Annotated in this window: 10 protein-coding genes; 1 reads left to right on the forward strand and 9 read right to left on the reverse strand. The window is 72.9% G+C overall.

The genetic code is table 11. From position 1 onward, the window contains the following. Nucleotides 1–96: 96 nt before the first annotated feature. From ACFWE2_RS09895 to ACFWE2_RS09925, 7 genes are all read right to left on the reverse strand, one after another. Nucleotides 97–948, reverse strand: a complete 852-nt coding sequence (locus ACFWE2_RS09895; RefSeq protein ID WP_377224047.1) for an HAD family hydrolase — start codon at nt 946–948, stop codon at nt 97–99. A gap of 104 nt (nt 949–1052) precedes the next feature. Beyond that, the gene (locus tag ACFWE2_RS09900; RefSeq protein ID WP_377224048.1) at nt 1053–1856 is read right to left on the reverse strand and encodes an HAD family hydrolase; all 804 of its coding nucleotides are present in this window, start codon (nt 1854–1856) and stop codon (nt 1053–1055) included. Nucleotides 1857–1997: 141 nt separating this feature from the next. Further along, on the reverse strand, nt 1998–3269 hold the full coding sequence (gene serS, locus ACFWE2_RS09905) for a serine--tRNA ligase (protein ID WP_377224049.1): 1272 nt from the start codon (nt 3267–3269) through the stop codon (nt 1998–2000). A gap of 9 nt (nt 3270–3278) precedes the next feature. Then, entirely contained in the window at nt 3279–7574 is a 4296-nt protein-coding gene (locus ACFWE2_RS09910) for a hypothetical protein (RefSeq protein WP_377224050.1), read from the reverse strand. A gap of 26 nt (nt 7575–7600) precedes the next feature. Next, nucleotides 7601–8719, reverse strand: a complete 1119-nt coding sequence (locus ACFWE2_RS09915; protein WP_377224051.1) for a diacylglycerol/lipid kinase family protein — start codon at nt 8717–8719, stop codon at nt 7601–7603. A gap of 39 nt (nt 8720–8758) precedes the next feature. Then, the gene (locus ACFWE2_RS09920) at nt 8759–9556 is read right to left on the reverse strand and encodes a glycosyltransferase family 2 protein (protein WP_377224052.1); all 798 of its coding nucleotides are present in this window, start codon (nt 9554–9556) and stop codon (nt 8759–8761) included. A 195-nt stretch (nt 9557–9751) separates the two neighbouring features. Continuing rightward, nucleotides 9752–10576 (reverse strand): DUF5926 family protein, encoded by an 825-nt coding sequence (locus tag ACFWE2_RS09925; protein WP_377224053.1) that lies wholly within the window; start codon nt 10574–10576, stop codon nt 9752–9754. Between the two features lie 88 nt (nt 10577–10664). On the opposite strand from ACFWE2_RS09925, the gene ACFWE2_RS09930 reads away from it, so the two are divergent. Beyond that, the gene (locus ACFWE2_RS09930) at nt 10665–11972 is read left to right on the forward strand and encodes a CoA transferase (RefSeq protein WP_377224054.1); all 1308 of its coding nucleotides are present in this window, start codon (nt 10665–10667) and stop codon (nt 11970–11972) included. A 22-nt stretch (nt 11973–11994) separates the two neighbouring features. Here ACFWE2_RS09930 and ACFWE2_RS09935 read toward each other — a convergent pair whose 3' ends face one another. After that, a complete protein-coding gene (locus ACFWE2_RS09935; RefSeq protein ID WP_377224055.1) occupies nt 11995–12855 on the reverse strand; it encodes a hypothetical protein in 861 nt (286 codons plus the stop codon). A gap of 246 nt (nt 12856–13101) precedes the next feature. Next, nucleotides 13102–14505, reverse strand: coding sequence for a hypothetical protein (locus tag ACFWE2_RS09940; protein WP_377224056.1), 1404 nt, complete (start codon nt 14503–14505; stop codon nt 13102–13104). Between the last annotated feature and the right edge of the window lie 63 nt (nt 14506–14568).

Raw genomic sequence — 14568 nt, forward strand, 5'->3', positions numbered from 1 at the left:
CAGGCGTGACACCACCGTGGCGGCCGCGTCGGCGACGTGCTCGCCGTTGTCCAGCACCAGCAGCACCTGCTTGGCCCGCACCGCCCGAACGCGATGTCAGAGCAGGGACTTGAGGGCCTGGATCACGCCGTTCTGGGAGATGTCGCCCACCGTCTCGTGGGCGATCGCCTTCACCGCCTCGGGCGCGTGTCCCATGGCCACGGCGCGAGCGGCCCAGGTCAGCATCTCGATGTCGTTGATGCCGTCCCCCACGGCGAACGTGTTGTGCTGCGGGACGCCGAGCGTGGCGCGGATGGTCTCCAGCGACGTCGCCTTGCTCAGGTGCCGAGGTGTCACGTCGATCCAGTCCGGACCGGCCTGCGTGGCGGTGACGCCGTGCCGGCGCAGCGGGTCGAGCAGGTCCAGCACGTCCGGGCCGCGCAGGATCGCGCGTGACGCGGGCAGCCCGCCGAGCTCGCTTACGGGGACGACGCGCTGGGCGCCGTTGACCTCGTGCGGCTCGAAGGTGCGGTTGACGCGGTAGCCGACGCCGATCTCCTCGACGCCGATCTGCACGTCCGGGAACCGGCTCAGCGCCATCTGGGCCACCGGTCCGACGTCGAACGTGAGGACGTCCTCGAGCATGTAGCCGCCCGCGCAGGTGTCGCACAGGCGTGCCGTGACGGCTCCGTTGGAGGCGACCACCCACCCGTCGGTGATCCCGAGCTGCTTGGCGACGGGCAGGATTCCCGTCAACGACCGGCCCGACGCCAGGACCACGTGATGCTTCCGGCCGCGCACGAGCTGCACGGCCAGAACCGTCGGTTCGGGCACTCGCTGCCCGGTGACCAACAGGGTCCCGTCGATGTCGAGAGCGACCAGGTGAGGCGCGTCGTTGCGCACTCGCATGGACACCGGCTGGTCGTCCAGGATCATCACGTACCCCCATGGCACCGTGAGCGCCGTCACTCTTTCGACGGATCGCGCCCAAATGTACAGGCTTTCAGCCAGTGATCCATACCTTTGCACGGATACCTTTCACCCGTGGCACAAGCAGTTGGCTATTTTTACCATCAAAGTAGGGATCTGAGCACTTTCACAACACCGTCGTCCTCGATCGATGCCGTCACCTCGTTCGCCGCCGCCCGGACCGCTTCCGCCGCATGGCCCATGGCCACGCCGCGAGCGGCCCAGCGCAGCATGTCGATGTCGTTGCTCCCGTCGCCGACGGCGACCGTGTTCTCGGCCGCCACGCCGAGCTCCTTGCGCACCTCCTCCAGGGCGGACGCCTTGGTCACGCCTTGGGGTGCGATATCCATCCACGCGGACCAGCCGACGGCGTAGGTCACGTCGTCGAACCCGAGGCGCGCGGCGATCTCGTGGAACTCCGCGCTGGTCTCCCCGGGGCTGCGCACGACCACCCGGGTGACGTGTCCGGCCCAGAGCTCCTCGAAGTCGACGACCCGGTGCTCACCGTTGAGCTCCCCGTCGGGGAAGAGCTCGGTCATCCGGAAGCCCACGCCGACGTCCTCGACCGCGTAGCGCGCGTGCGGGAGCTCCTCCTTGAGCATGCGCAGCACCGGCTGCGGGTCGAACGTCTCGACCCGTTCCAGGGTGTAGCCCATGTCGGCGGACGGATCGAGACGCGCGGTCACGGCACCGTTCGACGCGACGATCCAGGCCTCGTCGATCTTCAGCTCCGCCGCGATGGGCGTCATGGCGATGAGCGAACGTCCCGAGGCGAGCACCACGTGGTGCCCTGCCGCGCGCACGGCGGCGACGGCGTCCCGCGCAGCGTCGGACAGCACCTCGTCGTAGGTGACGAGCGTGCCGTCGATGTCGAGGGCTACGAGCTTGCGGTCGCTGTCGGGAGGCACGATCGCAGCCTACCGACCCGCAGGTGAACGCGGATCGACCAGACAGGCGTGATCGGCGGAATGTCAGGTGATCGCGACAGCCCCGGACGTGTCAGACGCCCAGGCCACCGGGGTGACCTGGGCGTCTGACACGTGCGGGCGTTACTTGACCGGCTCCAGGACCTCCAGGCCGCCCAGGTACGGGCGCAGACCCTCCGGCACGTAGACGGAGCCGTCCGGCTGCTGGTGGTTCTCCAGGATGGCGACGATCCACCGCGTGGTACCGAGCGTGCCGTTCAGCGTGGCCACGTTCCGGGTCGAGCCGTCCTCGGTGCGCTCGCGCACGCCCAGGCGGCGCGCCTGGAACGTGGTGCAGTTCGACGTCGAGGTGAGCTCCAGCCAGCGCTCCTGCGTGGGCAGCCACGCCTCGCAGTCGAACTTCCGGGCCGCGGACGAGCCGAGGTCGCCCGCCGCCGTGTCGATCACGCGGTAGGGCAGCTCGACCTTGGCCATCATGGCCTCCTCCCAGCCCAGCAGGCGCTGGTGCTCGGCCTCGGCGTCCTCGGGGGCGCAGTAGCTGAACATCTCGACCTTGTGGAACTGGTGCACGCGGATGATCCCGCGCGTGTCGCGGCCCGCCGAACCCGCCTCACGCCGGTAGCAGGCGCTCCAGCCGGCGTACCGCAGCGGACCGTCGGACAGGTCGACGATCTCGTCGCTGTGGTAGCCGGCCAGCGCCACCTCGGACGTGCCGACCAGGTACAGGTCGTCCTTCTCCAGGCGGTAGATCTCGTCGGCGTGCGCGCCGAGGAAGCCGGTGCCCTGCATGGTCTCTGGCTTGACGAGGGTCGGCGTGATCATGGGCGTGAAGCCCTCCTGCACCGCCTGGTCCATCGCCATGTTCAGCAGCGCCAGCTCCAGGCGCGCGCCGATTCCGGTGAGGAAGTAGAACCGCGCACCGGAGACCTTGGCACCGCGCTTGGTGTCGATGGCGCGCAGGCCCTCACCCAGCTCGAGGTGGTCCTTGGGCTCGAAACCCTCGGCGGCGAAGTCGCGACGCCGACCCACCTGCTTGAGCTCGACGAAGTCCTCCTCGCCGCCGGCCGGCGCACCCTCGATCACGTTGGCGATCGAGTACAGCACACGGTCGAGCTCCTGCTCGGCCTCCGTCGCCGTCGCCTGGTGCTCCTTGACGTCCTGGGCGAGCTGCTTGGTGCGCGCCAGCAGGGCCTGCTTCTCGTCGCCCTGTGCCTGGGCGACCTTCTTGCCGAGGGACTTCTGCTCGGCGCGGAGGTTCTCGAACTCCGACAGGGAGGAGCGACGGCGCGCGTCGGCGTCGAGCGCCACGTCCACGAGGTCGGGGTCGTCGCCGCGGGCCACCTGGCTCGCGCGGACTACGTCGGGGTTGTCGCGCAGAAGTCGGAGATCGATCACAGGCAGAGCCTATCGGCGCTGCCCTGCCGGCGTGGTCCGCAGCGCGACGAGCGTGAGCAGCGGCACGGCCGGGATGAGCGCGATCATCGCGATCCGCAGGCCGAAGTCGTTGACGAGGGAGCCCAGCACTGCCATCACCCACATCGCAACGAGCGCGGGCCGCAGGAACTCCCAGCGCTCCTGTGCACGCCGGAACCAGGCGGGAGTCAGCCGCTCGCGCCAGGCCGCCGGTCCGTACAGGGCGAGCCCGACCAGCACGAGCACGAGCACCGTCACCCAGACCGCCGGCCCGCCGGTGATCGAGCCCAGCGCGTACAGGGCCTTGCGCAGCACCGTCGAGACCGCCTCGCCGTCCAGCACCTGGCCGACGAACCTGCCGAGGTGCGAACGGGACTCGGGCGGCCGCAGCCAGTCCAGCAGACCGACGAGCGCCACCACGCCGACTCCCGCGGCGCCCACCCAGACGAACCGCCACAGCGTGAGGCGTAGCCCGGAGGCCGCGGTGCCGATCACCACGAACGCCGGGACCAGCACCAGCCCGCCGCCGAGGTCTGCGCCGAGCGTCGGCCACACGTCGACCGCCATCGCGATCACGCCGACGACCGTCACGGCAAGGGTGGCCAGCACCCGCCGCCCGCGGGTGACGAAGAGCTGGGCCAGCGCCGCCGCCAGCACGATCGCCGCCACCGCGTACACGGAGAAGGTGGGGTTGCCGAAGCCGTAGAACCGCGCGCCGAACGTCGGGGCCGAGCCGAGCGGGGCCGCGCGGTTCAGCGGCGTGCCGAACAGCGCGTCAACGGTCAGCGCGACGAACGTGATGCCGGCGACCACCCCTGGGGCCGCCCACAGCGGGCGGCGCGGGGCGAGCAGGCTGAGCCCGGCCACCGCCGCCGTCACGAGCGCGGTGGCGCCGACTATCGCGAGCACGGGCAGGTCGAACCGCCACCAGCCCGTCAGCGAGGCGAGGAACCCGCCCGCCGGAAGCGCGGCCAGCGCGGTCGCGACGACCTCGGCCGCACGCTGCCACCTGCCGGGGCCGGACCCGCGTACGAGCACCTTCGCCGGGCTCAGGGCGGAGCGGCGGCGCATCGTCCACCAGCACACCGCGGCAAGCGCGAGACCCAGCCAGAAGGGCACGTCCACGAGCCAGATGTACGCCTCTCGGCGCACGTGGTCGCGGGCCGTCATGTCCGCGAGCTCGTCGGCGGTGAGCCAGGCCGAGGCGGGTCGTACGCCGCCACGCACCAGCGGCGTCGGGTCGACGTCGGCCGGGAGGTCGACGCCGACGGCCCCGAGCACCGCCGCCGGGACGTCCATCAGGCGCGCGACGCCCTCCGTACGCGTGGCCGTGCTGGCCAGATAGCGCGGGAGACCCTCGTTCGCCGCTGACGGGCGCACCATCGCCAGGCCCAGCTCCAGGGAGTGCCCCGGCACCGTCGCGACGTCGATCACGAGCACCGTCGTGTCCGCCGGGACCGCGTCCAGGACGCGCCACACCGCGAGGTCGACGTCGGAGACGAGGTCGGCACGGAGCGCCGCCACCTGCTCGCGGCCGTCCGGCTGCTGCTCCAGCTCCGCGCGCTCAGTGGTGTCGAGCAGCGCGGACCCGGCGTCCACGAAGGTGACCGGGCAGTCCCACGCGCCGGACCCCTCCGCCATCGCCGTCTCGAAGTCGAGGTACCTGCCGACGGTGCCGTCCCGTTCGGCGAGCGCCACCGCCGCGCCCGGGCCGACCGCCGTCGTGCACTCGCCCGCCAGGGCCTCGCCGAGCGTCCCGGGGCGTGCCGCGTAGCCCGACCCGCGCTGCAGCTCCAGGAACCGTTCCCACTGGTCGACGACGGCGGGGCTGTCGCCCCGCGCCGGGGTCACCGTGACGTCGTCGCAGATCCAGTGGTTGTCCGCCCCGCGATCGTCGGCCACCTCGGCGAGCCGGCCCGCCGAGAGGCTGAGCCAGCCGCTGTCCGGGCACCGCGCCGCGCGCCCGTTGGGCAGGGTGAGACCAGCGGCGTCCGCGCCGTCGGTCAGGAGGCCGTACAGAGTGGGCGCGGGCGCCTGGCCGGTGTCGAGGGACGGCTGGACGTCGGTCCAGCGCAGGCCCTGGGTGCCGATCACGACGACGCTGCCGCCAGGCGGCACCACGGGTGACGCGGTGCTCAGCGAGCCGAACTCCTCACCCGCGGCGTCGGCGCCGGGCACCGGGAGCACCGCCGCGGCGAACAGAAGGCTGAGCAGCAGCGCGCCGGACAGGCCGAGGACCGCTGACGGGACGCGGCGCACCGGCTCGGTGTGCCTGCCGGACGGCAGCCAGCCGCGCGCGTCGAGGAAGCGGGTGAACAGATCCGACCGGACCGCGAGCAGCGCGACGACCGCGAACGGTACCAACAGGAGCAGCCCGCGCAGGCGGTCGCCGAGGAACGGGGCGGCATCCACACCGGCGGTCACGAGCGCGACAACGGTCACGATGCCCACCGCACGCCACGCCGGCCGGGACGGCCGCCCGCCCGCGCGGCCACGAACGCCGTCGCCCAGCACCGCTTCGGCACGCGGCCGGGTGCGACCGCGCAGGGCGTAGGCCGCGAGGCCGGCGGCGAGCACCAGGCCGGCCGCCGCGTAGACCACGAACGCCACGTCGGAGAACCCGTAGAACCGGTCGGCGGTGGCGAGCGACGAGCCGAGCAGCGAACCCTGCAGCAGCGTGAAGCCGGTGCTGCCGTCGACGGTGAGCACCAGCCAGGTGATCCCCGCCGCGGCGACCGCGTTGCGCCACGGGGCGGGCGGGAGCAGACGGGACACCGCGCGGACCGTGAGCGCCACGAGGACCGTCGCGACGGTCAGCGAGAGGGCCAGGCCGAACTCGGGCGCCGGCCACACCCACCAGCGGGTGAGGGTCGCGAGGGCGGCGGCGGCCGGGGCGGACACGGCGAGCAGCACGGCCCCGAGCGCGAGGCGCCGCCGGTAGGGACCGGGGTCGCGGCGGGGCCGCCCCGTCCGGCGGGGCAGCACCAGGACCAGCACGGCGATCAGCAGGAACAGGACTATCGCGCCGGCGAACGCAGGCACCTGCGCTGGGATCGTGTCGGCGAGGACGTTGATGTACTGCCGGTTCTCGACGGTGCGGGCGACGGTTGTGCGGCGCGGCTCGCCCACCACCACCGGCATGCCGTCGATCTCCGGCTCCTCGACGGCCGGGCCGGGAGCGGGTTCCGCGTCGGGGTCCGGTAGCGCGTCACCGGCCTCGGCAGCGGTCGCCGTCAGGTCGGTGAGCTGGACGAACCCGGTGCTGCGCGAGGCGTCCGACGTCAGCCACCGCACGCGGGGCACGTCGACCACCCAGTCGACGACGACCTGCAGCCCCTGCTGCGTGAGCGGGGTGTCCGCGATCCCCGCCACGAGCACGCGCGTACCGGTCGGCAGGCCGGTCCGCAGCGTGCTGAGCGTGTTGTCCAGCGCGTCGAGCGCCGCTGCCCGCTCGGGACCCTCGGGAAGGCTGCCCGCGTCGATGACGGTCACCGGGCACTCGGCGAGGATGTCGCTCCACGCGGGGTTCCCGGTGCCGGCGGAGCCCGGTCCTGCCGCGTCCGAGGCAGGATCCGAGGTCGCGGCGAACAGCGCGGACACCGAGGGGACGTACCGGCTCACCCTCCCGTCCTCGCGGGCGAGCATCACGGCGGCGCCCGGTCCGACCGCCGTCGAGCAGGCGTCAGCGGAGGCGAGCAGCTCGCCGAGAAGGCCGGGTGCCGGAGTCTCGGCGGTCTCGACCGGCTCCTCCTGGTCGGTGCCCTCCTCCTGCTCGGGAAGCTGGTCCCAGTCGTCGACCGTCGCGGCGGTCGGCTCCGCGCCGCCTCCGCCGATGGCCTGCGGTACGGGTGTGCACGACGTCGCCCCGCGCGCCTCCGGCGTCCGGCCGTCCTCCTGTTCGCGGGTGGGCTCCTCGGCCCGTTCCGCGCTGCCCGCCGAGACCGTGCGGCTGCCCGCGGAGAGGGTGAGCCACGCGTCGAGGGGACACGTCGCCGGGTCGGCGGTGCGGACGTTGATCGAGGCGACCGAGCCGCCGCCGATCATGTGCCACAGGTTCGGTGTGGTGCTGCGGGACACGTCGGTCCAGCGCAGGCCGGCCACCCCGACCACCACCACCGGCGCGACGGGCTTCCGGGCGCCGGCAGCGGCGGCGGACCCGGGCCCACCCGCTGCGTCGGTCCTGGGCGCGGCCGAGGCGGCGGCCGGGCTCAGCAGGCCGAGCAGGACCGCCACGAGCAGGACCAGGACTGCGGGCACGGCACGAGCTCGCGCGGAACTGGGATTCACCCGCCCAGGGTAGATGGCCCGAGCGGTCACGGTGCCCGGACCAGCAGGGCGCCCGCCTGGACACGGACGTCGATCTCGATCGCCCGCCCGAGCGGGTCGCCGTCGACCTGGGCCTCCTCGCCGGCCGGCACGCGGATGCGCGCCCGGCGCGCCTTGGTGTGGTCGATGCGGCCCAGCTTCTCCGGCAGGTCGTTGCGTACCCCGACTCCCTGCAGGGCGATCTCGAACGTCAGCTGGGCCCAGCCGAACACCCCACCACGGACGTCGACGGCGGCCACGTCGAGCACGCCGTCGTCCAGCACGGCGTCCGGTAGCAGGGTGACGCCGCCGGGGAGCATGCCGCAGTTGCCGACCATGATCGACCGGGCGCGCGCCTCGACCGGCGGGCTGTCGTCGAGCTGCAGGGTGGCGCGCATACGCCGGGCCTGGAGGTGCGAGAGCCCCGCCACGAAGTAGGCGACCCAGCCCACCCGCTTCTTCAGGTCCGCGTCCGCGGTGGCGACCATCGCCGCGTCGAACCCCAGGCCGGCGATCACCAGGAAGATGTGCTCGCGCTCCGTGTCCGGCTCGTGGTCGGGCTGGTTGGGATGCTCCCCGTTGCGCGGCGTGTCGGCGAACTCGGTCACCCGCAGCCAGCCGACGTCGATGGGGCGCGTGCGGCCGTGCACGATCACGTCGAGCGCATGGTCCACGTTCGTCAGTGGCAGCTCGAGGTTCCGGGCCAGGAGGTTGCCGGTGCCGACCGGCAGCACACCCATCGGCCTGTCCGAGGCGACCATGGTCTCGGCGACGGCCCGGACCGTACCGTCGCCGCCCGCGGCGACGACTATGTCGACGCCGTCGTCGAGCGCCTGCCGGGCCTGGCCCTTGCCCGGGTCCTCCACCGTCGTCTCGTACCAGAGCGGTTCCGGGAGACCGTTGGCCCTGCAGTGGGCACGCACCTCGAGCGCCAGGCCGCTCGCGCCCTGCTTCGACGGGTTCACGATCACCGCGAGCTGCGGCGCGGCCTGCACGCTCTGCGGCGTCGCCCGGTGCGGGTCACGACGCCGCATCCGTGCCTGCTGCGTCCAGACCCCGATGGCGACGGCAAGTGCCAGCACGGCGACGCTGATCGCGGCAATCCCTAGCCAGACCTGCCACCCCATGGGATCAGGGTACGGGGCACGCGACCAGGCGCCCGCGCATCAGCTGCGGACGTTCGAGCCCGCGTGCCGCACCGCGTCCACCGCGCCGCGCATCTTGCGCGCATTCACGGCCAGCAGGACGTCGCGGTACTGCGCGGCCCGGTGGATCTGCCCCTTGAGGTCGTTCGTCGAGGCACGGTGCTTGAGGTCACAGGGCACCTCGACGGCGACGTACCCCTTGCGCAGCAGGTCGATGGTCATACCGGTCTCGACACCCCAGCCACGCGCGAGCGGCGTGGCCGCCTCGAAGGCCTCGCGGGTGAGGCAGCGCATGCCGGAGAGCGGCTGCGACGGGCTCCAGCCCGTCATCGCCTCGATCGCCCGGCGGGCCGCGCCGACGACCATGCCGCGCCCGCCCGCGCCGGCCTGCTTGGGCAGCAGGGCGATCGCGAGATCGGCCACGCCCTCGCGGACCGGACGGACCAGCGGCGCCGTGTTCACGGCGGTGTCGCCGAGGTCGCCGTCGATGAACATGAGCAGGCGCGGCGGACGACCGTCCGCGTCGCGCATCGCGACGACCGCCGCACCCGTCTCCATCGCGGCGGCCTTGCCGCGATTGTGCGAGTGGCGCACGACGACAGCGCCCGCGGCACGCGCGACGTGCTGCGTGTCGTCCTCGGAGCCGTCGTCGACCACGAGCACGAGGTCGACATGAGGGATCGCGCGCGCAGAGCGCACGGTCGCGGCAATGCGCTCGGCCTCGTCCTTGGCGGGGATGACCGCCGCCACCCGCTGGACATTCTTGCCTGCCTGAGCATTGCCGGGACGCGTGGTCTTCGCGACCGGGAGAGCGTTCACACCTGTCCTGCCTGAAGCGTCGATTTGCCTTGGTGGGTGACCGGATAGTCCTTTGCTTGGTGAGTGCAAAGGTTTACCCCTGGAATCCTACTCCCTTGGTCCGCTAGTTGCCGAAACCTGGACCGCTCGTGACGATCTTCGGTGACTGCCGACGCGTTCCGGGCCGCTCGCGAACGACCGGCCAGGGGGTCCGGACTAACGCAGGGTGACCTGCCGGGAGACGATACCTGCTCTGGCGCGTCGCTCGTTCGCATCAAGCGGCTCCTTGATGGAAAGTGCTTTCGCGAGCTTCTCGCCGAGCTCGGTCGCCGGGCCTTCGAGATCGGCCGCCTCGGTGCCCTTCGGCAGCTCCCAGACGGGCACGACCAGGCCTGACGCACGAAACGCTCCCACGAACCTCCCACCCGCCAGCCCTGACTCGCGCTTTGCGTGCAGACGAGAGAGCGCGTCGATCAGGTCGTCCTCCGGTTCGGGACGTGCCCAGCGCAGGAACTCGCGCGTCATGCTGCACCAGTAGGCCGACTCGACGGAGGACACCTTGACCGTTGGGATCGCGCCGTCGGCGGCGTCCTCCAGGCTCTCCTTGAGCTCCGGTGTGATCTCGGCGCTCGGGTCGAGCCAGAAGTCGAACGTCTCGTGCACGGTGACCTCGAACGGGACGCTCAGGTCGAGCACGTCCTGCAGGCGCGGGCCCGCACCCGGCAGCTCGCCCGACTCGACCGCCGTGCCCGGCTCCAGCTCCAGCGCCTCGAGGAGGGCCGCCGCGAGGTCGCGGCTCACGTCGCCCGTGCTGAGGATGCCCTGCACGGCGAGCAGGATCGCGCCGTCGGCACGGTGCAGAGCGGTCCACGCCCCCGGGAGCAGCGTCACGATCGTGACGTCGCGCGAGCCGTACTCGGCGGTGGTGCGAGCCGTCGCGGTCGCCGACGGGACGATCTCACGCATCGCCACCCAGTCGGTCTCCCCGGGGAGACCTTCGAAGGGCCGGAGCACGAAGTCGGAGGAGGGGTTCTTGGCCATGCGGCGAGTGTATCCGCGCGCATGCTCCCAGATCTGTCCGGCCCGTGATGTTTTCGGAAACTGGTCGGGCGCGGCCGATGATGGAGCGGTGGAACCCTGGCTCGCCGCACACCTGCCCGTGCTCGACCTCGCGCTCGACGCCGTCCGGGCGGTCCGGCGTGCGTCCGCCCGCCTCGTTCCCGACCACCCCGTTCCCGTCCACCCGGATCCGGTCGCCCTGGATCCAGCACGAGTCGCGACGGCCTTCGCCTCCGACCGGGTCTTCGCGCTCGACGGACGCCCCGTCGACGCGTTCGCCCCGCTCTCCGGCTTCTTCCGCACCTCGGACGGCTGGGTCCGCACCCACGCGAACTATCCGCACCACCGGTCACGCCTGACCGCCCTCGTCGGCCTGCCCGACGACGTCGGGCGCACCGCCTTCGCCCAGCGGCTCACCGAGCTCGCGGGGCAGGAGCTGGAGGACCGTGCGGCCGAGCCGGCGACGGGCTCGGAACGGGGCGGCGGCGCGATCGTTGCGCGCGTGCGGACCGAGCAGGAGTGGCGGACATCGGCACAGGGACGAGCGTCGTCGTCAGGCCCTCTGGTACGGACCGCGCAGCGGGCCGAGCCAACGAGTGCACGACGGCGCCGCGTGCCGGCGGCCCCGCAGCGTGGGACGGCACCCCTCGCCGGCGTCCGGGTGCTCGACCTCACGCGCGTCATCGCAGGCCCCGTCGCCACGCGAACGCTCGCCCTGCTCGGCGCCGACGTGCTCCGCGTCGACCCACCGGCCCCCGCGGAGATCGAGTGGCAGCACCTCGACTCGGGGCAGGGCAAGCGCAGCACCGTCCTGGACCTCCGGGACGCGGGAGACCGCCGGATCGCCCAGGAGCTGCTGGACGCGGCCGACGTGCTGGTCACCGGCTACCGGCCGGGCGCGATCGAAGGGCTCGGGCTCGAGGCACCACGCGGCGTCGTCACGGGCAGGGTCTCCGCATGGGGCGACACCGGACCATGGGCCGGCCGGCGGGGGTTCGACTCGATAGTGCAGGCGGCGAGCGGTATTGCCCTGCTGGAGGGCCGGGACGGGGTGCCGGGCGCCCTGCCCGCCCAGGCTCTCGACCACGCCTCCGGCTACCTGCTCGCGGCGGGGATCGTCGACGCGCTCGCCCGTGCGGACGACGGGCCCGGCCTCGACGTGTCGGTATCGCTCGCACGCACCGCGTCCTGGCTGCTGGACCTGCCGGGGCGGGACCCGCTGCACCCGGCCGCGGCGCCCGCGGCGGCGAGCGAGACGGTGACCCACGCCGGGGTCACCACGGCGCGCCCGGCCCTTCCGGAGCACGACGACTACGCGCACCCCGCACACCGGTGGGGCACCGACGCCCCGGCCTGGCGCCCCACACCGTCGAGGTAGAGCCGCGGGGTGAGGGAACGGGTCAGACGCGGACGTGGCTGCGGCGCGCGACCAGGAGCGAGCCGGCGCCGCCGACCACCAGGGCGCCGGCCGCCGCCGTCAGCGCGGCCGCCTCGGCACCGCTGGTGGAGAGCCGGGCCGGTGCATCCAGCGTGACCTCCGCGAGCGTGGACGCCTCCTGCTCGACGGCGCCGGTGCTGTCGGCCGGGACGTAGGCGGTGAACTGGGCCCCTGCGGTGTCGGCCGTCGGCCGGCCCTCCCACTGCTGCCCAGGGGCCTGGACGGCCGCGGGCTCCAGGCTCGCGGACACCTCGGGCCCGGCCTCCTGCACGGGGGCGGCCACCTCGGCCACCACCGGCTCCGCCTTCTCGACGGGGGCGGCCTCCGCTTCGCGGGCGGCGGGCCGCTGTGCGACGTCCTCCGGTTCCGGCGCGGGCGCGGCGGCCTCGTCCAGGTGCTCCCGGATCGCCTCGCGCACCTGTTCGCGCACCTGCTCACGGTCCTGCTCGTCCCAGTCGCCCTGCCAGCCGTCCTGGCCCTGCGCGTCGGTCCGGCTCATGGTCTCGGCACCACGGTCGCAGTCGCCCCGCTGGGACCCGTACTGCGGCACGTCGTAGTTCGGCTCCGAGTAGGTGGCCGGCTCGTACGAGCGCGGGGCTCCGGCGCCCTGCCCGTCGCCACGGTCGTAGCCGCGGTGCTGGCCCCCGTCGTAGCCACGGCCGTCGTCGGCGGAGTGACCGTGGTGCCCGTCGCGGCCACCGCCGTCGTGCGCCATCGCCGGGCTCGCGACGGCGGTCGCCGCGGTGGCGAGCGCGATCGTCGCCACGACACGGGAGGCCGTGGTCTTGGCGACGGACGAAGGCTTGACGGCGGCGTGCTTCATGAGAGCTGCTCCAGCTGGTCGACTACAACTGCCCGGGACCGGGGACGCCACGACGTTACCGGATCGGGAATAGAAGGAAAAAGGGGTGCATCGGAAAAAGCGCCATCGATGGTAACGATCCGGTAACAACAGGCAGATAAATGGAACCTTGGCAAAGCCCCGGAAAACGTAAACAGGGTGGAGCGCCAATGGCGCTCCACCCTGCTACGTCAAGGTCGAAGAGGCTGGGGTCCTCTTGTTCTCAGCTCAGGAGAGACCTCCCAGCAGGCCACCGGTCAGGCCGCTCACGGCGCCGCCGGTCAGACCGTCCACGGTGTCCGTGACGCCACCGACGGTGTCCGTCACGGCGCCGCCGGCGACACCCTTGACGGTGTCGTCCACGGTGTCGACGACGGGCTTGGCGACGCTGCCGACGGTGTCGACGACCGGCTTGGCGACGCCGTCCACGACGACGTCCTTGACGATCGGCTTGGCGACGCCGTCAACGACCGTGTCCTTGACGACGGGCTTGACCACGCCGCCGACCACGTCGTCCTTGACGACACCCTCGACCACACCGCCGAGGACGACGTCCCCGACGACCGGCTTCGCGACGCCGTTCGCGACACCCGGAACCACGTCACCCGTGACGGCGCCGACGGCGCCCGGGACGACGGAGCCCGCCACGTCGCCGACGGCCGAGGTGGCACCCGGGACGACGCTGCCCTGCACGGAACCGACCGCGCCCGGGACGACCTCCGTGGCGACCGGCTTGACGACGCCGTCCACCGCGACGTCGCCCACGACGCTCTCGACGACACCGGCGGCCGGGGTGGTGACCTTGGCCACGACGCCCGGGACGCCGGCGACCACGCCGGGAACCTGCGACACGACGCTGTTCACCACGCCGCCCACGCCACCGAGCACGCCCGGCAGGTTGGCGGTGAGGCCGGCGATCGGAGCGGTCACGCCGCCCAGGACGTTCGGCAGGTTGCGGATCACGTCGGCGACGGTGGACGGCACGCCGTCGACCGTGCTGGTGGCGGTGCCGACCGCCCCGCCGGCGACACCGGTTGCGGTGTTGACCACGCCGCCGGCCACGCCGGTCGCGGTACCCGCGACGCCGTTCACGACGTCACCCTGCAGCGCGCCACCCGCGACCCCACCGACGACGCCGGTGGCCGTGCCGACGACACCCGTCGCGGTGCCGACGACGTTGCCGCCGAGCACGTTCGAGAGAGCCGACCGGGCGGTGCCCGTCACGCCGGTCACGCCGGAGACGGCGGACCCGTCGGCCACGCCACCCACGACGCTCGAGACGACCTGGGGTGCGGCACCCTTGAGGGCACCCGACACGAACTGGGCCGGCTCGTAGTTCGGCGCGAGGGCGGTGGTGGGGGCGATGGAGGCGGGCAGCTTCTTGGCCACCGCGTCGGCCACGGGTGCGGCCTTCGTGAGCTCGCTCAGGTCGATCGACGTCGACGAGAGGGCGGGGAGGTTCGACTTGAGGCCCTCGGCGGTGGTCCCGAGGTCACCGAGCGAGTCGAGCGGCGAGGCCTCTGCGGCCATTGCCGGGGCGGCCATGCTCGTGGCCGCCGTCGCGATGGCGACGGTCGCGATGGTCCGCGCACCCGCCGATACGGTCTTCTTCTTGTGTGCTGCGTGCTTCAAGAGTTGCTCCAGCATCTCGTTGCGCATGAGCGCGTTCGGTCCTTGAGCCACCGAACTTAGCCC

This window comes from Promicromonospora sp. NPDC060271, from assembly GCF_042726755.1.
Lineage (GTDB): Bacteria > Actinomycetota > Actinomycetes > Actinomycetales > Cellulomonadaceae > Promicromonospora.